Source organism: Pseudomonas fluorescens (assembly GCF_019212185.1).
GTDB lineage: Bacteria > Pseudomonadota > Gammaproteobacteria > Pseudomonadales > Pseudomonadaceae > Aquipseudomonas.
Genome location: NZ_CP078138.1, coordinates 4,751,818 through 4,770,690 on the forward strand (window position 1 = coordinate 4,751,818; position 18,873 = coordinate 4,770,690).

Here is an 18,873-nt window from a genome sequence, read left to right on the forward strand (position 1 = left end):
GAAGGTGGCTTGCATTGACTAACACCATTAATCAACCGCTCACTTCCCCCCACCTACTCAACTACCCTGCTGCTTCGTAATCCCCTACCTTTTCTATTGTAGGACAAGTCCTAGATTGCATCCGTGAGGGCTTCGGTTAATACGTCAGTTCGGCTATCTGAGCTAAGGTGCTCGCTTTATTCGCGCACGTATGGGAATTGATTATGAACTCCGTTTTTATTGTCGACGATCACCCCGTCATTCGCCTTGCAGTTCGTATGTTGCTGGAGCATGAGGGTTACAAAGTCGTCGGTGAATCCGACAATGGTGTCGACGCCATGCAAATGATTCGCGAATGTATGCCGGACCTTATCATTCTTGATATCAGCATTCCCAAATTGGATGGTCTGGAAATTCTTTCTCGCTTCAACACCATGAACACGCCGCTAAAAATCCTGGTACTAACCGCTCAGTGCCCGAAACTGTTTGCCATTCGTTGCATGCAGTCCGGTGCTTGCGGCTACGTCTGCAAGCAGGAAGATCTCAGTGAACTGGTCAGTGCAATCAACGCCGTTTTCTCTGGCTATCACTACTTTCCCAGTCATGCACTGAACCCGACTCGCGGAAACGAAGAACAGTCGGTCGAGCTTGACCTGTTCAAGTCCGTCAATGATCGCGAACTGATGGTTCTGCAACTGTTTGCCCAAGGTCGCAGCAACAAGGAAATCGCCAAGGGCATGTTCCTCAGCAATAAAACTGTAAGCACCTACAAAAAAAGACTGATGCAGAAACTCAAGGCCAGATCCCTGGTCGAGCTGATCGAAATGGCAAAACGCAACGCTCTAGTGTGAGAAACAGGATGCCTAGGTCGTTAAAGGACTATTTGCTTTATTTGGGCACCGGCCTGTTCCTGAGTGTCTCAGTGTCCGCCGCAGAGCCCGGCGCAGGTCATTACACACTGCTCAGCCGCTCGACCGCCAATCAAATGGATGTCCAACTGAATAAAGCCCAATGGCAGTGGATAAAAAACAAGCGCAATCTGATTTTGGGCACATCCTCGCCTGACTACCCGCCCTTCGATCTGACAACCAGCGGGCGCGACTACGAAGGTTTCACCGCCGATTACGCCGGCATCCTCAGCACTACACTGGGCCTGCCCATCAGCATTCGTCGTTACCCCGACCGCGACACCGCGATCCGCGCACTCGAGTCAGGCGAAGTGGATATGCTCGGTACCGCAAATGGGTATGAGGCCCAGCGCTCGGACATTGAGCTGTCCACGCCTTACGCCATTGATCAACCTGTGCTGGTCACTCGGGAAACCGAAAGTCGCCCCTTGACCGAGGGTCTTGCCGGCATGCGCTTGAGCATGGTCTATCACTACCTGCCGATGGAGGTAGTGCGCGCCTTGTACCCCAAGGCCACCATTACTCCGTACCCGTCTTTCCAAAACGCCATAAATGCCGTCGCTTTCGACGAGGCCGACGTTTTCCTGGGCGATACCGTTTCAACACATTACATGATCAACAAGGGCTACCTGAAAAACGTGCGAATGGCTAACTTCGGTAAACACGAAGCCTTTGGCTTCAGCTTTGCGGTTAGCAACGACAATCAGGACCTATTGCCCATCATCAATGCGGTGCTCAAGGGAATACCGACCCGTGAACGAGAGAGTATCGCCAAGCGTTGGAGCGCAGGCAGCGACATCCTGCTCACCGACCGCAAGCTCCAGTTGACCGACCGCGAGGAGCAATGGCTGACGCAGCATCCAGTCGTCAGGGTAGCGGTCAGCGATGGCTCCGCGCCGCTGACCTTCTTCGACGCTGAGCAAAACATACGAGGAATTACCGCCGATCTCCTTGAATTGATCAGGCTGAGGACCGGATTGCGATTCGAAATTCATCGCAGCCAAAGCGAACGCAATATGGTCAACCTGATCGAAGAAGGTCAGGTCGACCTGATCGCGGCCCTGGTGCCCAATGCGGAATACGAGCAGCGCCTCAGTTTTTCACGCCCCTACCTTGAGAACTCCTACGTCCTGATAACCCGCAAAAGTGCGGCTGGTGCGCTCAATCTTGATCAACTGGCCGGCAAGTCCCTCGCCCTCACCCGAGGCAATCCACTGCACGACTTCCTGAGACTCGAGCACCCGAACATTCATCTGGTGGAAACGCCGGACACCTTCAGCGCCGTGGAGTTACTGGTCAAGGGTCAGGTCGAAGCCGCCGTCGATTCGTTGGTAATCGCCAACCACTTCATTTCGTCGCAGGTCTTCGAGGATAAGCTGCAGATCAGCGCAACTGTCGGTACCCAGCAAGCAGCCGTGTCACTTGCCACAGCGCGCAACGCCACCGAACTGAGCGCGATCCTCGACAAGGCTCTCCTGAGCATCAGCCCCGAAGAGCTGGGCATCATCAACAGCCGCTGGCGCGGTTACACCGGCACCTCCAGCAGTATATGGCGCAACTATCAGCGCCTGTTGCTCCAACTGGCGCTTGTCAGTGGCCTTTCCCTGCTGTTGCTCCTGGCCTGGAACACTCACATGCGACGCCAGATCAAACAGCGGCGCAAGGCGGAGCGCGCGCTCAATGATCAATTGGAGTTCATGCGCACTCTGGTTAATGGCACACCCCATCCCATCTATGTCCGTGACCGCCAGGGGCTGCTGCAAAGTTGCAACGACAGCTATCTGGAAACCTTTGGCGCCAAACGCGAAGACGTTATTGGCAAGACCATTATGCAAGGCGCCATAAGCAACGCGTTCGAAGCACGCGAATACCAGGCTGACTACCAGCGAGTGGTGGACGAAGGCGCCCCCTTGATTGTTGATCGGACCCTCAACATCGGCTGCAAAAAACTCACGATCTATCACTGGGTACTGCCCTACCGGGATTCTACGGGCGAAGTTCAGGGCATCATCGGTGGCTGGGTCGACATCAGCGAGCGACGTCGGCTGTTTGATGAGCTCAGAGCCGCCAAAGAACGGGCAGACGCCGCGAACCGTGCCAAGAGTACGTTCCTGGCCACGATGAGCCATGAAATCCGTACGCCGATGAATGCGGTGATTGGCATGCTGGAACTGACACTCAAGCGCGATGGCAATGATGCCCTGGACCGGTCTGCCATAAAGGTCGCCTATGACTCGGCCAAGGACCTGCTGGAGCTCATTGGTGACATTCTCGACATTGCCCGAATCGAATCTGGTCGCTTGAGCCTGGTGCCGGAACGGGTGAATCTCGGCGAAACCCTGGAAGGAGTGGTCAAAGTCTTCGAGGGACTTGCCCGGCAAAAAAATCTCGACCTGGTCCTGGACTTCCCCAGTCGCGATCAACAGCCTGATGTCATGACAGACCCTTTGCGCCTCAAACAGATAGTGTCAAACCTGATCAGCAACGCTATCAAGTTCACCGAGCAGGGCAAGGTCGAAATCATTGTGCGACTGAAGGCCGTAGAAGACTCGGACCAGTTGTCCATGGAGCTCCAGGTCAGTGACTCGGGCGCGGGCATCAGTGAAGACGATCAACGAAGACTGTTCCAGCCTTTTGTGCAAACCGACAATAACGGCCAGCAGGCCAGGAGCGGCGCAGGATTGGGTCTGGTGATCTGCCGCAGCCTCTGCGAGATGATGGGGGGCAATCTGCACCTGAGCAGCCAATCAGGCGTTGGCACCCAGGTTCGGGTCTGCCTGCACGTGAGCGCATTGCCTGACGCGCCCAGCGCGATCATTACGCAAGCCGCCTTGTTCACCCCTGCCCAGACGTCCTTGAATATTTTGGTCGTCGATGACCATCCGGCGAACCGGTTACTGGTGAGCCAGCAATTGGCCTTTCTCGGCCATCACTGCATCACCGCCAACGATGGGGAGGCGGGTTTTCGGGCATGGCGGGCGCAGCCTTTCGACCTGGTGATCGCAGACTGCAATATGCCTGTGATGAATGGCTATGAGCTGTGTCGGGCCATTCGCGAGGTCGAACAAGAAGAGCGACACGCCCCCTGTACGGTATTGGGGTTCACCGCCAACGCCCAACCCGAGGAAAAACAACGATGCCTGCAAGCCGGGATGAACGACTGCCTGTTCAAACCCGTCAGCCTGACGACGCTGAACCAATGCCTGGCAGCCCGCTGGGCGAACCCCGAAAACCAGCCTTTCAGCGCCGAGAGCCTGCAGACTCTGACTGGAGGGGACGAAGATCTCGCTCAACGACTGCGCAACGAACTGCTCAAGAGCAATCGCCTTGATCGCCAGGCACTGCTTGATTTACCGGCAGACAGTCCAAGCCAGGCGTTCGTCGATATCGCGCACAAAATCAAGGGCGCAGCACGCATCGTCCAGGCCAACAGGCTCATGGACAGCTGTGAAGCACTGGAGCAAATGTGCCACACGGACTTCAGCCTTGAAAACCTGAGCGCCTGTATCGCGGAAGTCGATAAAGCCATGCTCGAACTGGAACGAGCACTGCTTCGCCATTCTGCGGCGCACTACACTCCCTGACGCTCTGCCAACCAGCCTGCGTACGTTTGCCAGGCTGGTCGTTATTTGACGCGAGGATTCACGGCAAATAGCCACCGGCTTAACTATGCTTGCTCGCTTGGCAGTGCGTATTGACTTCGGAGAGCCCCCTGCAATGCCCAACTCACTGCTCCAGGAAACACGCCGCTTTCCGCTGCATGTTCATATCAGCGTGATGTTCACGCTCCTGCTGCTGTTCACGGGCATTGTCCTGGGCATTTTTAATTACCGGCAAACCACACAAATCATTCTATCCAGCAGCGAGGAGCTTTTTGCGCGCATAGAGCAGGACGTGCGCGACGATCTGCAGGCTACCTATCAACCCATTCGTCATCTGCTCAATCTGCTGGTGCACAATCCGGCGGTTCAAGGTCCGGATCTCCAACATCGACTGGAATTGCTCACGTCTTTCAGCCAGGCACTTATCGACAACCACGAACTCGCCTCTCTCTACGTCGGCTACGCCGATGGTGATTTCTTCATGGTCCGCCCACTGCGCAGCGACTCGCTGAAAAGCGCATTGGGAGCGCCTGACGGAGCGGCCTACCAGGTCTGGAGTATTGACCGCGACAGTCTGACCGGGATCAGCCACTCCCGATCACTGTTCTACGATCCGACTCTGAAGTTGCTGGCAAGCGTGGAAAATCCGCAGGAAACCTACGACCCACGCACTCGTAGCTGGTTCAAGAGTGCCGGTGCCCGTGATGAGCAAATCACCACCGAACCCTATATTTTCTTCTCGACCCACAACATCGGCACGACTCTCGCTCGTCGAATCGGCGCCAATGCCGTATTGGGCGCGGACCTGACCCTGGCCCAGTTGTCGGCGACCCTGGCCAGGCACAAAGTCACACCCAGCACCGAAGTCGCATTGTTCGACGGCGACACCAATGCCATCGCCTATCCCGATAGCAACAAACTGATCATCGAAGGCCAGAGTAACCATCTGGCCAAGGCCAGTGACTTGAGCCCGGCATTGGGCGCGTTATTGAACAACAACGCGCAAGGCAATCGCCTGGACATCAATCAACGCCCGTGGATTTTTGCCCGCAGCAGTATGCAAGAGGGAGGTCCGCGTGGATTACAGTTGGCGGTGATGGTGCCCGAGGATGAGCTACTGGCCGACGCCTTCCGGGTGCGCTGGCAGGGTGCGCTGATTACGTTGGCGACATTGCTGCTGTGTGTACCGCTGGGCTGGCTGACCTCGCGAATTCTGGTCAAACCCTTGCGCGCACTGGTCAGGGAAGCAGATGCCATTCGCAGTTTCGACTTCAATTATCCGATGGCTCGCCGCTCCCCCGTATTGGAGGTCGACCAACTGAGCGTCTCGATGGCCCGCATGAAGGACACGCTGGCAAGCTTCTTCGAAATAACCGACAGCTTGTCCGCCGAGACCCGCTTCGAGCCGCTGCTGCAACGCGTACTCTTCGAAACCGTCAAGATTGCACAGGCACAGGCCGGATTGATCTATCTGCGTGAAAGCGACGGCACCCACCTGATACCCCACGGCCTGGTGATCGATGGCGAATCACAGACACTCCAGGCGTTGAACATTCGTAGCCACGAACCGGAGAGCGCCGACGCGCCTACTTGGCTGCAAAAGCTAATGGACGAGGACTCCGTGGTCAAAACGCTGGGCTTCGAACAGGCCGGTGATTTGCAAAGCGTATTGCTGTCGATGCAAACCCCCAGCGTGCATCTGATCGGTATTCGATTGCACAACCAGCATAACGAAACCGTCGGCGCACTGGTTTTGCTGCTGCCCGACAGCGGCGCTCAAGCCGATCTGGAGAAACTGCGGCCGGACCGCATCGCATTCATCCGCGCAGTATCCGGAGCGGCCGCCGTAAGTATTGAAAGCCAGCGCCTGCAGGCTCGTCAAAAACTCTTGCTGGATTCTTTCATCAAGTTGATGGCCGGTGCGATAGACGCCAAGAGCCCCTACACCGGCGGCCACTGCCAACGGGTCCCGGCGCTGACGCTGATGCTCGCCCACGCTGCCGCCGCCAGCCAGGCACCGGAATTCATCGGCTACGATCCGACGGAGGACCAGTGGGAGGAGTTGCACATCGCCGCCTGGCTGCATGACTGCGGAAAAGTCACAACGCCCGAATATGTGGTCGACAAGGCAACCAAGCTTGAAACGCTCAATGACCGAATACATGAAATCCGCACGCGCTTCGAGGTGGTCAAGCGCGATGCGTGGATAGCCTACTGGCAGGGTGTCGCCCAAGGCGAAAGCCCGCAGCAGCTGGCTGAGGTACGTGATGCCACCCTCGCCGCCCTGGATGACGACTTTGCCTTCGTCGCCCGCAGCAACCTGGGTGGCGAAGCGATGGCCGATGCCGATCTACAGCGCTTGCACGACATTGCCCAACGGACCTGGAGTCGGACCCTGGATGATCGCCTGGGTGTGTCCTGGGAAGAAAACCGTCGCCAAGCTCGTAGCCACGCCCCCGTGCTACCCGTCGTCGAGTCCCTGTTGGCGGATAAACCCGAGCACTTATACGAGCGCGACGCTGCCGAACTCATTCCAACGGATAACCCCTGGGGTTTCAAACTCGACGTTCCACCGTACAAATACAACCGGGGTGAACTGTACAACCTGAGCATTACCCGAGGCACGTTGACCCGCGAGGAGCGCTACATTATCAATCACCACATGGTGCAGACGATCCTGATGCTCAGCCATTTGCCGTTTCCCGGGCACCTGAGCAATGTCATGGAGATTGCCGGTGGCCACCATGAAAAAATGGACGGAACCGGCTATCCGCGCCAACTCAGACGCGAAGAGATGAGCCTGCCTGCACGAATGATGGCCATCGCAGATATTTTCGAAGCGCTGACGGCCGCGGACCGCCCCTACAAGAAGGCCAAGACCCTGAGCGAAGCGCTGGGCATCATGGCCTTCATGTGTCGTGATGCGCACATCGATCCGGAGCTGTTCGCGTTGTTCGTCAACGAGAAAATCTACCAGCAATACGCCGACCGATTTCTTCAACCGCAACAAATTGATGCCGTAGACCCGCAGGCACTGCTGGCCAAGGCGGGCCTGGGCGCTTGATCAGCAGTCAGTCAGGCGCAGGAAAATCGCCGCCAATTGCTCGATACCGGCCTGGTCGTCGAGGGTAAATCGCGCCAACAACGGACTGTCCAGATCCAGCACGCCGACGAGCTTGCCATCCTTGACCAACGGCACCACCAACTCACTGTTCGAGGCGCTGTCGCAGGCGATATGCCCAGGAAACGCATGCACGTCCTCTACGCGCTGAGTGCTGAGGGTCGCCGCTGCCGCACCACAGACACCCCGCCCGAAAGGAATCCGCACGCAGGCAATTTGTCCCTGGAATGGCCCAAGCACCAACTCTTCATTGCGGTTGAGGTAGAAACCGGCCCAGTTCAGGTCCTCGACCTGGTTGAATAAAAACGCCGAGAACTGCGCGGCATTGGCGATGAAATCGCGCTCATCGGCCAGCAGCGACTCCAACTGCGCGCAAAGCAGACGATATCCGTCAAGGCCTGCGCCGCTGTTCTGCAAATCGATCATGCCTTGTGCTCCAACAATTTAAGCCCGACCCAATAGCGGGCGAACTGATAGGCGCAACGCCCGTTACGATTGCCCCGTCCAGTCGCCCAGCGCACCGCGAGGATCTCCAGTTCTTCATCACGTTGCCAGGCCAGTCCGGCCTTCGCGGCCAACTGCCCGATCCAATGCTCCACAACGTCGAGAAAGTGTTCCTGGGTAAAGGGGTAGAACGACAACCACAGGCCAAATCGATCGGACAGCGCGATCTTGTCTTCCACCGCCTCATTCGGGTGAAGCTCGCCGTCGACCATTTTCCAGTTTTCGTTATCACTTTCTTTCTCCGGCACCAGATGGCGACGGTTGGAAGTGGCGTATAGCAGCACGTTGTCCGGCGCCTGCTCGAGCGAGCCGTCGAGCACACTTTTAAGCACCCGGTAATCACCCTCGCCCGACTCAAAGGACAGGTCGTCGCAGAACAATACAAAGCGTTGCGGCAGCTTGGCGATTTGCTCGACCACACGGGGCAGATCCGCCAAGTGATCGCGCTCGATCTCGATCAGGCGCAGACCGCTACCGGCGTGTTCGGCCAACAAGGCCCGCACCAGCGACGACTTGCCCGTCCCCCTGGAGCCCCAGAGCAGCGCATGGTTGGCGGGCATGCCATCGAGAAATTGCCGAGTATTGCGCCCCAGTTGCTCCAATTGCTTGTCGACACCGATCAAGTCGGACAAACGCATGTCCAGACTCACCTCGAGCGGCAACAGAAACCCGCCACGGCCTTCGCGCTGCCAGCGGGCGGCCAGGCACTGCGTCCAGTCGATGGCGCTGCGCTGCATGGGCAACAGTGGCTCGATGCGAGCCAGTACCGCATCGGCGCGTTCTAGAAAGGCATTCAATCGAGAGTCCACGACTTCTCCTCAGGCACGTTCACGATAATGTTGGGGGGGCGGCGGTGTTCAGACAGTCCAGGAACTCCCGATGCCCATTCATGATCAGCTATGCTTGGCCCAGAACGGAAACGGAAGTGGTTCAGCACCCGATGGATATCAAATTCACCAACCGGCTCTCTTACAAGCAAGCCAAATTCACCGTGCTGGTCGGTTTCGTTCTGGGTATGGTGCTTAGCCTGGTACAAATAGGCATCGATTATGCCAGCGAAGACGCGTCCATCAACCGGGAAATACTCTCGCTGCTGGAAATCAGTCACAGCCCCGCGTCACGCATTGCCTACAACATCGATGCCGAACTCGCCCAGGAACTGACGCTGGGACTGCTGCGCTCGCCTGCGGTGATCGGCGCACAACTGACCGACAATAACCGTACGGTATTGGCCAACGTAAAACGCGCGCCCACGCAGAGTTCTTACCGCTTGGTCAGCGACTACCTGTTCGGTGCCAACCGCCTGTTCCAGGAACGATTGTTCCTCGAGCACTTGCCGGACGAATCCCTCGGGACGCTGCAACTTGAAGTAGACACCTACGCATTCGGCAGCCGATTCCTTCGCCGGGCTGAAGTCACGTTGTTCAACGGATTTGCCCGCAGCCTGATATTGAGCGGCATTCTCCTGGCGTTGTTCTATGTCATGCTCACCAAGCCACTGGTGCGCGTCATTCGCGAATTGAGTGGGCGCGATCCGCGTATCGCCGAGCAACCGCCACTCGAATGCCCCAAGCGGCATCAGAATGATGAAATTGGCGTGCTGGTCAAAGTCGCCAATCAGCAGTTCGCCAACATGACCACCGAAATCCAGCAACGGCGCGCAGCCGAGAATCGTCTGACCGACTACCTGGGACAGTTGGAAAACATCGTTTCCTCGCGTACCGCCGAATTGAAAGCCATCAATCGCCGGCTGACGGACTCCAACGAAGAGCTGGAAATCGCGCGGCAGACAGCACTGGATATGGCCCAGGCGCGCTCGGTTTTCCTGGCCAACATGAGCCATGAAATCCGCACGCCGCTCAATGGCCTGCTGGGCATGATTGCCCTGTCGCTCGACAGCCCGTTGAACGCGGAGCAACGCCAGCAACTTTCGATTGCCCATGATTCGGGAAAAGTGCTGGTCGAGTTGCTCAACGACATTCTCGATCTTTCGAAATTCGATGCCGGTCAACTGGAACTCGAACGTATTCCCTTCGACCTCGGCTCATTGGTGGAGGACACCGCCAATCTGCTCTCGCAAAACGCTGCACCCAATGTTGAATTGACCTGCCTGATCGACCCGAGCTTTCCGTTCCAGGTAATCGGCGATCCAACCCGGGTACGGCAGATTGTCAGCAACCTGTTGTCCAACGCCCTCAAATTTACCCGTTTCGGTCGAGTGGACGTACGCCTGAGTCAGCTTGCAGAGGGCATCAGAATTGAGGTGTGCGATACCGGAATCGGCATCCCGCAAGAGGCCCAGATCAGGATTTTCCAGCCGTTTACCCAGGCCGGCGCCGGTATCACACGGCAGTTTGGTGGAACCGGACTGGGCCTGGCGTTGACCTTCAATCTGTGCAACGCCATGCAAGGGCGCCTGAGCATCAGTTCGGAGTCCGGGTTCGGCAGCCAGTTCCGCGCCGACCTGCCCCTGCCCACCCATGTTCCGGCACTCGCACCAGCGCCACTGCGAGGCAAGGTCATCGCAATCACCTCGGCCAACAGCGGCCTCGCCGAACTGCTCGACAGCCTGTTGCCCGGCTGGGGTCTGGATTACCAGCAATACCCTCTCGACGCTCCATTGAGCGGTCTCGAAACTGACGTACTGATCACCGATTGCGCTGAATGCCTGTTTGGCGTGCGACCGACAATTGCCGCCCCCATCCTGCTGGTGACGGCCTACGGCAACTTCATGCCCAACGAAGAGAGCATCGCCCTTGCCCCTCTGCAACAACAGGCTCGGCCGTTGGCACGCAATGCGCTGTACCAGAGATTGCGCCACGCACTGAACGCCGGGCAGGACGAGGATCCGCAAACGCTGCAACTGATCAACGCAGTACAACAACGGGGAAGAGTCCTGCTGGTCGAAGACAACCCGGTCAACCAATTGGTCGCCAAGGGTATGCTGGGCAAATTGGGGGCGGACGTGATGGTGGTGTCGCACGGAGCCGAGGCGCTCGACCAACTGGAACTGAACCGTTTTGACCTGGTTCTGATGGACTGCAACATGCCGGTGATGGATGGTTATGAAGCCAGCCGACACATCCGCCGCAGCGGACGCTGGCCGGATCTTCCTATTGTTGCCCTGACCGCCAATGCCATGCCCGAAGAGCGTGAGCGCTGCCGGGCAGCGGGCATGAATGACTACCTGGCCAAGCCCTTTCGCCGCGAGGAACTGGCCGCCATGCTTGACCTGTGGGTGCCCCTCAGGAAAGAGCCTTGATCTGCCCCAGCAACTGATCAAGCCCCACCCGCAACTGATTCAATTGCTGCAAGTCGACGCCGCTGTCGCACAACAATCGCGCCTTGAGCGGCGCCACCTGATCACGCAGTGATTGACCGGCTGGTGCAAGACTCAAATGCACTTCGCGTTCATCTCGCGGTGAACGTTGACGCTGGACCAACTGCATCTGCTCCAGACGTTTGAGCAAGGGCGTCAGCGTCCCGGAATCCAGAGCCAATCGCTCACCCAGGGCCTTCACCGTCGGCTGCTCCGGCATTTGCGCCTGCCACTCCCACAACACCAGCATCACCAGGTACTGCGGGTAGGTCAGGCGCAACTGGTCGAGCATCGGCTTATAACCCCGAATCACTGCCCTGGACGCCGCGTAGAGCTTGAAACACAGCTGGCTGTCGAGCGCCAGCGAATCGCTTGGCTGATCATTCATTTGAGCAGGGCTTCAATCTCGCGGGTCAGGTCCTGCGGCTTGGTGGCCGGGGCGAACCGTTTGACCAACGTGCCGTCCTGACCAATCAGGAATTTGGTGAAATTCCATTTGATGCCCTGAGATCCCAGCACGCCAGGTGCGCGCTTTTTCAACTGGACGAACAAGGGATGGGCGTCGCTGCCGTTGACCTCGATTTTTTTGAACAGCGGGAAACTCACGCCGAAATTCAACTCGCAGAACTCCGAGATCGCCCCCTCGTTACCCGGCTCCTGTTTACCAAACTGATTGCACGGAAAACCCAGTACGACCAATCCTTGATCCTTGTAGGTCTGCCACAGCTCTTCGAGCCCCTTGTACTGCGGCGTGAACCCGCATTTGCTGGCGGTGTTGACCACCAGTAGCGCCTTGCCGGCGAAATCCGCCAAGGTCTTCTGCTCGCCCTTGATGGTGGTACAAGGAATGCTCAACAGGTTATCGGCCATGGGGGCAGGCTCCGCGCAGTAAAAAGGAAGATGTAAACATAGCGAGCAATTTGATTGTGCGCAATTTAATTACCCGTGAAATTGTGCGCACGGCCGGCCACCCCTTCGATGACCAGCCACTGCCCTGTCAGTCGCGCGGTACCAGATCCAGGCACACGGAGTTGATGCAATAGCGCAAACCGGTCGGTGGCGGACCATCGGGAAACACGTGTCCCAGATGCGCATCACACTTGGCACAAACCACTTCGGTGCGGATCATTCCGTGGCTGATATCTCGGATTTCGACCATGGCACTCTCGCCAATGGGCGCGTAGAAGCTCGGCCAGCCGCAACCTGAATCGAATTTCGTCTCAGAGTCAAACAACGGCTCGTTACAGCAGATGCAGTGATAAACACCCGCTGTTTTGGTCCCGTTGAACTTGCCCGAGAATGGTCGCTCGGTGCCTTTGAGGCGACACACGTTGTACTGCTCGGGGTCGAGCATCGCACGCCATTCCTCCAGGGTTTTTTCCAACTTTTCCATAGTCCTGCCTCGGCAATTTAAAAAGCCCGATCTGTACCTTTTCCACGGATCAGGCGGCACGTATGATTGCGCCTCGTCAAACGCCAGTCTGGCAGCCACGCTACACGCATTCAAACGGATTTTGCTGCGGTGTTGCGAGGCGCCGGGTCCACGTGAGAGCGCAGGACTCCCAGTACGGTAGTGCACACAACGTCTGGATCGTTCATTTTCGGGAACACATCGCCATGCAGGTCAGCAAATCGAACAAGCTCGCCAACGTCTGTTATGACATTCGCGGCCCGGTGCTCAAGCACGCCAAACGCCTGGAAGAGGAAGGCCATCGCATCCTCAAGCTGAATATCGGCAACCCGGCACCTTTTGGTTTCGAAGCACCCGATGAAATCCTTCAGGACGTCATCCGCAACTTGCCGACTGCCCAGGGTTACAGCGACTCCAAAGGCCTGTTCAGCGCGCGCAAGGCCGTCATGCAGTACTACCAGCAGAAGCAGGTCGAAGGTGTCGGCATCGAAGACATCTACCTGGGCAACGGCGTTTCCGAACTGATCGTGATGTCGCTGCAGGCCCTGCTGAACAACGGTGACGAAGTGCTGGTGCCGGCCCCTGACTATCCCCTGTGGACCGCCGCGGTGAGCCTGGCCGGCGGTAACGCCGTGCACTACCTGTGCGACGAAGGCGCCGACTGGTTCCCGGACCTGGCCGACATCAAGGCCAAGATCACTCCGAACACCAAGGCGCTAGTGATCATCAATCCGAACAACCCGACCGGCGCGGTCTACTCGCGGGAAGTCTTGCTGGGCATGCTGGAACTGGCGCGTCAGCACAACCTGGTGGTGTTCTCCGATGAGATCTACGACAAGATCCTCTACGACGACGCCGTGCACATCTGCACCGCCTCGCTGGCGCCAGACCTGCTCTGCCTGACCTTCAATGGCCTGTCCAAGTCCTACCGAGTGGCAGGCTTCCGCTCTGGCTGGATTGCCATTTCCGGTCCCAAGCACCACGCCCAGAGCTACATCGAAGGCATCGATATGCTGGCCAATATGCGCCTGTGCGCCAACGTGCCGAGCCAGCATGCGATCCAGACGGCGTTGGGTGGCTACCAGAGCATCAACGACCTGGTCTTGCCCCAGGGCCGCCTGCTGGAACAGCGCAATCGCACCTGGGAATTGCTCAACGACATTCCGGGAGTCAGTTGCGTCAAACCCATGGGCGCGCTCTACGCCTTCCCGCGGATCGACCCGAAAATCTGCCCGATCCACAACGATGAAAAATTCGTCCTCGATCTACTGCTCTCGGAAAAGCTGTTGGTGGTCCAGGGCACCGCATTCAACTGGCCATGGCCAGACCACTTCCGCGTAGTGACCTTGCCGCGGGTGGACGATCTGGATATGGCGATCGGACGCATCGGCAACTTTCTGAAGTCCTATCGCCAGTAATCACGCCGTCGTCGGGGAGTGCATGACTGACTCCCCGATGACTGATTCAGCAACATATCCTCCTGCCTCACCCGCCCGCTGCGCTTACGTCCTGATGCGATTGGCCGTTTGCCCTTGCTCGCGGGGCCCCACGTACGAAAATGCGCGTCGAATTTCACCGCAAGCCATGCGTGAAATATCCTGCAAGCATCTAGAATTTGGCTGTAGGACACAGTTTGAAATAGTCACCTGGTTGAATAGCCCGGTGCATCACCTTATATACCCCGCAGTAAGCTACATCTTTAGCATGAGGAGATTTCTACAACCATGATGCGCATCCTGCTGTTTTTGGCCACTAACCTGGCGGTCGTGCTGATTGCCAGCATCACCCTGAGCCTTTTCGGCTTCAACGGGTTCATGGCGGCCAACGGGGTTGATCTCAACCTCAATCAGCTGCTGATTTTCTGTGCAGTCTTTGGTTTCGCCGGTTCGCTGTTCTCGCTGTTCATCTCAAAGTGGATGGCGAAAATGAGCACCAGCACGCAAATCATCAGCCAGCCGCGCACTCGCCACGAGCAATGGCTGCTGCAAACTGTTGAGCAACTGTCCCGCGAAGCCGGGATCAAGATGCCCGAAGTCGGTATTTTCCCGGCTTACGAGGCCAACGCCTTCGCCACCGGCTGGAACAAGAACGACGCCCTGGTGGCGGTCAGCCAAGGTTTGCTGGAGCGCTTCTCGCCGGATGAAGTGAAGGCCGTACTGGCACACGAAATCGGCCACGTGGCCAATGGCGACATGGTCACCCTGGCATTGGTCCAGGGGGTGGTGAACACCTTCGTGATGTTCTTTGCGCGGATCATCGGCAACTTTGTCGACAAGGTGATCTTCAAGAATGAAGAAGGCCAGGGCATTGCCTACTACATCGCGACCATCTTCGCTGAACTGGTGTTGGGCTTCCTCGCCAGCGCAATCGTCATGTGGTTCTCGCGCAAGCGCGAGTTCCGTGCCGACGAAGCCGGTGCCCGCCTGGCCGGTACCAGCGCAATGATTGGTGCCCTGCAGCGGCTGCGTTCGGAACAAGGCTTGCCGGTGCACATGCCGGACACCCTGAATGCCTTCGGCATCAATGGCGGTCTCAAGCAAGGCTTTGCTCGCATGTTCATGAGCCACCCGCCGCTGGAAGAGCGTATCGACGCACTGCGTCGTCGCGGCTGATCCAGGCGAAATAGTAAAAGGGCGACCTCGGTCGCCCTTTTTGTGCCCATACGACTCAGCCGTTGGAGTCGAGAAGATAAACCCGCTCCTGCAAGCCAGCGACGCCAGCCTTGAGGAACTTCGGGCTCTCGCCGAGGATATCGGCTACCTCCAGGGTTTGCAGGCGCCAGCGCCCACCCAGCAAGACCTCAGCTTCTCCTTCGAGCACCGCAAAGGGCGGCCCCTCAATTTGCACCTGCGGATACTCAAGGGTGATCAACAGGCCCCGAGCACCTGAAGGAAGAATCTTCAGCAGATGCGCGGCATACCGTTCACGCATGGCCGGTGGCAGGGCGATCAGCGCCGCCCGGTCATAGAGCCCCGCACACTCGACCAAATCAGTTGCCTCCAGAGCGAAAAAATCGCCACACCATAGACGGATATTTCCGGCCTCAAATACCGTGAAAGCGCCACGCTGAGTCACGTTCGGCGTCAGCTCATGCCCGGCAAAAAAATCCTCTGCCGCCTTGCGCGACAACTCTACCCCCAATACTCGATGGCCCTGCCCTGCCAGCCACAGCATATCCAGGCTCTTGCCGCACAAGGGCACCAGCACCTGCGCGTCATCGGCAAGATTCAACTGCGACCAGTGCCGCTGCAAATATGGATTGATCTGCGCTTGATGGAAGCCGATCTGATTGTCGGCCCAACGCTTTTGCCAAAATTCCGGCTGCATGCATCACCCTGAAAATTCGATCAATATGCCCTAAAACTTATATTAGATTTAGATCAATGATCTGACTGAAGATGGTTCCATCTTAACGCTCAGGACCCTATCCATGTTCCCCAGCCTGTTTATCTCACACGGCTCCCCCATGCTGGCGCTAGAGCCCGGCGCCAGCGGGCCGGCCCTGGCCCGCCTGGCCAATGAACTACCAACGCCCAAAGCCATCGTGATCATCTCCGCCCACTGGGAAAGCCGCGATCTGCGGGTCAGCAGTGGCCAGAACCCGGAAACCTGGCATGACTTTGGTGGATTTCCCGCCGCCCTGTTTGCCGTGCAATATCCTGCGCCGGGCGCGCCACAACTGGCAGCCGAGGTGGCCGAGCTGCTGGCTGCAGACGGCCTGCCAGCGACACTGGATGACCTCAGGCCGTTCGATCACGGCGTCTGGGTGCCGTTGTCGCTGATGTATCCGCACGCCGACATTCCGGTGGTGCAAGTTTCGTTGCCGAGCCAGGCTGGCCCCGAGTTGCAGACGCGCATCGGCCACGCGCTATCCAGCTTGCGGGAACAGGGCGTGCTACTGATCGGCTCCGGCAGCATTACCCACAATCTGCGCGAACTGGACTGGCATGCCGGCCCCGAGAGCGTGGAGCCTTGGGCCTTGGCATTTCGTGATTGGATGGTCGACAAGCTGGCGGCCAACGATGAGGCCGCGTTGCATGACTATCGCCGGCAAGCACCGCATGCCGTACGCAGCCACCCCAGCGATGAACACCTGCTGCCGTTGTACTTTGCCCGTGGCGCAGGCGGTGATTTCAGCATTGCCCATCAAGGGTTCACTCTTGGCGCCCTGGGCATGGACATTTATCGCTTCGGTTAATTGATTGGGCTTTGCTAACGGCAAAAAAAATCCCCGAACCAGTCGGGGATTTTTTTATCTTCGATCAATCAGCCCGAGAGCAGATCAATCTTCGCGATAGCGACGCAGTTTCAGCTGCTTACCAGCAACGCGAGTGTCCTTCAGCTTGGTCAGGAGTTTTTCCAGACCATCTTCCGGCAGCTCCACCAGGGAGAAGCTGTCACGTACCTGGATACGACCGATAGCTTCGCGGGCCAGGCCGCCTTCGTTGAGGATGGCGCCCAGCAGGTTCTTGGCGGCGATACCGTCACGCGCGCCCAGCGCGGTACGGCAACGAGCACGACCTTCGGCCAGCGGGATCGGCGCACGACGCTCACGATCACCACGTTCCGGACGATCACCGGAACGCTCTGGACGATCGCCACGCGGGGCGTTGTTCGGCACCAGTGGACGCTCTTTCTCGATCGCGGCCAGGTTCAGCGCTTGACCGTTGGTTGCCTTGCGCAGCAGGGCTGCGGCCAGGGCACGCGGGCTGCAACCGATGTCGGCGGTCAGGCGATCAAGCAGATCACCGTGAGTCGATTCGGCGTCGGCCACCAGCGGCGACAGGCTGTTGGTCAGCTTCTTGATGCGCGCGTCCAGGACTGCTTGTGCGTCAGGCAGGCGAACTTCAGCAACCTTTTGCCCGGTTACACGCTCGATCACTTGCAGCATGCGGCGCTCACGCGGAGTCACCAGCAGCAGCGCACGACCTTCGCGACCGGCACGGCCGGTACGGCCGATACGGTGAACGTAGGACTCAGGATCGTACGGCATGTCAACGTTGAACACGTGAGTGATGCGCGGAACGTCCAGGCCACGAGCAGCAACGTCGGTCGCAACAACGATGTCCAGACGGCCATCCTTGAGGGAGTCGATCACGCGCTCACGCTGGTTCTGGGCGATGTCACCGTTCAGCGCAGCGGCTTTGTAGCCTTTGGCTTCCAGGGCACTGGCCAGGTCCAGGGTCGCTTGCTTGGTCCGCACGAACATGATCAGTGCGTCGAAATCTTCCACTTCCAGCAGGCTCAATACAGCCGAGGTCTTCTGGTCAGCGTGAACCAACAGGTGAGCCTGTTCGATCGCGGTCACGGTCTGGGTCTTGCTCTGGATCTTCACGTGCTTCGGATCGCGCAGGTGGCGCTCGGCGATGGCACGGATCGACTGTGGCAAGGTGGCCGAGAACAGTACGGTCTGACGGCTTTCCGGCATTGCCTTGAAGATGACTTCCAGGTCGTCCATGAAGCCCAGTTTGAGCATTTCGTCGGCTTCGTCGAGAACCAGGTGGTTCACGGTCGCCAGTACTTTTTCGTCGCGACGCAGGTGGTCGCACAGACGGCCCGGAGTGGCGACAACAATCTGTGCGCCATTACGGATTGCTTTCAGTTGTGGGCCCATCGGCGCGCCGCCGTAGACAGCCACAACGGTTACGCCCGGCATTTGCTTGGCGTAGGTTTCGAAAGCGGTTGCAACTTGTAGCGCCAACTCACGAGTTGGGGCCAGGATCAGAGCTTGCGGCTCGCGCTTGGACGGATCAATGCGGTGCAGGATAGGCAGGGCAAAGGCAGCGGTTTTACCGGTACCGGTTTGCGCCTGACCAATCATATCGTGACCGGCGAGGATGATCGGGATCGACTGCTGCTGAATGGCCGAAGGCTCTTCATAGCCGGTAGCGACTACTGCAGCGACAATACTAGGGTGAAGTTCAAGAGCGGCGAAGCCGCCGATTTCCTGGGTCATGGGTCTGCCTCTAAGTGCATCCGCAAAGACCCATGCTCCAAAGCTGCGCATGCCGTGTTGAGACTCAAGAGTC

The 18,873-nt window shown here is 58.1% G+C and carries 14 protein-coding genes; 7 read left to right on the plus strand and 7 right to left on the minus strand.

Annotation, left to right across the window (positions count from 1 at the left end; genetic code table 11):
- Positions 1–203 precede the first annotated feature (203 nt).
- From KW062_RS21125 to KW062_RS21135, 3 genes are all read left to right on the plus strand, one after another.
- Positions 204–830, plus strand: coding sequence for a response regulator transcription factor (locus KW062_RS21125; RefSeq protein WP_105753763.1), 627 nt, complete (start codon positions 204–206; stop codon positions 828–830).
- 8 nt (positions 831–838) lie between these two features.
- Entirely contained in the window at positions 839–4,471 is a 3,633-nt protein-coding gene (locus tag KW062_RS21130; protein WP_105753764.1) for a transporter substrate-binding domain-containing protein, read from the plus strand.
- Between the two features lie 133 nt (positions 4,472–4,604).
- Positions 4,605–7,553, plus strand: a complete 2,949-nt coding sequence (locus KW062_RS21135; protein WP_105753765.1) for an HD domain-containing phosphohydrolase — start codon at positions 4,605–4,607, stop codon at positions 7,551–7,553.
- Here KW062_RS21135 and KW062_RS21140 read toward each other — a convergent pair whose 3' ends face one another.
- Positions 7,554–8,036 (minus strand): GAF domain-containing protein, encoded by a 483-nt coding sequence (locus KW062_RS21140; RefSeq protein WP_027620177.1) that lies wholly within the window; start codon positions 8,034–8,036, stop codon positions 7,554–7,556.
- A complete protein-coding gene (locus KW062_RS21145; RefSeq protein WP_027620176.1) occupies positions 8,033–8,923 on the minus strand; it encodes an ATP-binding protein in 891 nt (296 codons plus the stop codon). The genes KW062_RS21140 and KW062_RS21145 overlap by 4 nt, the downstream gene beginning before the upstream one ends.
- Before the next feature lie 131 nt (positions 8,924–9,054).
- Here KW062_RS21145 and KW062_RS21150 point away from each other — a divergent pair, with 131 nt between their 5' ends.
- Complete coding sequence (locus KW062_RS21150) at positions 9,055–11,376, plus strand: hybrid sensor histidine kinase/response regulator (RefSeq protein ID WP_105753928.1); 2,322 nt, start codon at positions 9,055–9,057, stop codon at positions 11,374–11,376.
- Here the strand turns inward: KW062_RS21150 and KW062_RS21155 are convergent.
- The 3 genes from KW062_RS21155 to msrB all read right to left on the minus strand — a co-directional run bounded on the left by KW062_RS21155 (position 11,360) and on the right by msrB (position 12,826).
- Positions 11,360–11,821: a MarR family winged helix-turn-helix transcriptional regulator gene (locus KW062_RS21155; protein ID WP_027620174.1), complete on the minus strand. Its 462-nt coding sequence runs from the start codon at positions 11,819–11,821 to the stop codon at positions 11,360–11,362. The two genes, KW062_RS21150 and KW062_RS21155, sit on opposite strands and share 17 nt — an antisense overlap.
- A complete protein-coding gene (locus tag KW062_RS21160; protein ID WP_027620173.1) occupies positions 11,818–12,303 on the minus strand; it encodes a glutathione peroxidase in 486 nt (161 codons plus the stop codon). The genes KW062_RS21155 and KW062_RS21160 overlap by 4 nt, the downstream gene beginning before the upstream one ends.
- A 127-nt stretch (positions 12,304–12,430) precedes the next feature.
- Positions 12,431–12,826 (minus strand): peptide-methionine (R)-S-oxide reductase MsrB, encoded by a 396-nt coding sequence (msrB, locus tag KW062_RS21165; protein WP_105753766.1) that lies wholly within the window; start codon positions 12,824–12,826, stop codon positions 12,431–12,433.
- 224 nt (positions 12,827–13,050) lie between these two features.
- On the opposite strand from msrB, the gene KW062_RS21170 reads away from it, so the two are divergent.
- Positions 13,051–14,262 carry a pyridoxal phosphate-dependent aminotransferase gene (locus tag KW062_RS21170; RefSeq protein WP_027620171.1) on the plus strand — a complete coding sequence of 404 codons (1,212 nt, stop codon included), beginning with the start codon at positions 13,051–13,053 and terminating at the stop codon, positions 14,260–14,262.
- Positions 14,263–14,568: 306 nt separating this feature from the next.
- Complete coding sequence (htpX, locus tag KW062_RS21175) at positions 14,569–15,456, plus strand: protease HtpX (protein WP_027620170.1); 888 nt, start codon at positions 14,569–14,571, stop codon at positions 15,454–15,456.
- A gap of 55 nt (positions 15,457–15,511) precedes the next feature.
- Here the strand turns inward: htpX and KW062_RS21180 are convergent, their stop codons facing one another.
- On the minus strand, positions 15,512–16,171 hold the full coding sequence (locus tag KW062_RS21180; RefSeq protein ID WP_027620169.1) for a thiopurine S-methyltransferase: 660 nt from the start codon (positions 16,169–16,171) through the stop codon (positions 15,512–15,514).
- 103 nt (positions 16,172–16,274) lie between these two features.
- Here KW062_RS21180 and KW062_RS21185 point away from each other — a divergent pair, with 103 nt between their 5' ends.
- Complete coding sequence (locus KW062_RS21185; RefSeq protein ID WP_105753767.1) at positions 16,275–17,042, plus strand: DODA-type extradiol aromatic ring-opening family dioxygenase; 768 nt, start codon at positions 16,275–16,277, stop codon at positions 17,040–17,042.
- An 84-nt stretch (positions 17,043–17,126) separates the two neighbouring features.
- Here KW062_RS21185 and KW062_RS21190 read toward each other — a convergent pair whose 3' ends face one another.
- Complete coding sequence (locus KW062_RS21190; protein ID WP_105753768.1) at positions 17,127–18,800, minus strand: DEAD/DEAH box helicase; 1,674 nt, start codon at positions 18,798–18,800, stop codon at positions 17,127–17,129.
- Positions 18,801–18,873: the final 73 nt, after the last annotated feature.

Coding starts and splice junctions, on each gene's coding strand:
- KW062_RS21140 (WP_027620177.1), bottom strand. CDS start 8,036: ATGATCGATTTGCAGAACAGCGGCGCAGGCCTTGACGGATATCGTCTG.
- KW062_RS21170 (WP_027620171.1), top strand. CDS start 13,051: ATGCAGGTCAGCAAATCGAACAAGCTCGCCAACGTCTGTTATGACATT.
- KW062_RS21190 (WP_105753768.1), bottom strand. CDS start 18,800: ATGACCCAGGAAATCGGCGGCTTCGCCGCTCTTGAACTTCACCCTAGT.
- KW062_RS21180 (WP_027620169.1), bottom strand. CDS start 16,171: ATGCAGCCGGAATTTTGGCAAAAGCGTTGGGCCGACAATCAGATCGGC.
- KW062_RS21125 (WP_105753763.1), top strand. CDS start 204: ATGAACTCCGTTTTTATTGTCGACGATCACCCCGTCATTCGCCTTGCA.
- KW062_RS21160 (WP_027620173.1), bottom strand. CDS start 12,303: ATGGCCGATAACCTGTTGAGCATTCCTTGTACCACCATCAAGGGCGAG.
- htpX (WP_027620170.1), top strand. CDS start 14,569: ATGATGCGCATCCTGCTGTTTTTGGCCACTAACCTGGCGGTCGTGCTG.
- KW062_RS21150 (WP_105753928.1), top strand. CDS start 9,055: ATGGATATCAAATTCACCAACCGGCTCTCTTACAAGCAAGCCAAATTC.
- KW062_RS21185 (WP_105753767.1), top strand. CDS start 16,275: ATGTTCCCCAGCCTGTTTATCTCACACGGCTCCCCCATGCTGGCGCTA.
- KW062_RS21130 (WP_105753764.1), top strand. CDS start 839: ATGCCTAGGTCGTTAAAGGACTATTTGCTTTATTTGGGCACCGGCCTG.
- msrB (WP_105753766.1), bottom strand. CDS start 12,826: ATGGAAAAGTTGGAAAAAACCCTGGAGGAATGGCGTGCGATGCTCGAC.
- KW062_RS21135 (WP_105753765.1), top strand. CDS start 4,605: ATGCCCAACTCACTGCTCCAGGAAACACGCCGCTTTCCGCTGCATGTT.
- KW062_RS21155 (WP_027620174.1), bottom strand. CDS start 11,821: ATGAATGATCAGCCAAGCGATTCGCTGGCGCTCGACAGCCAGCTGTGT.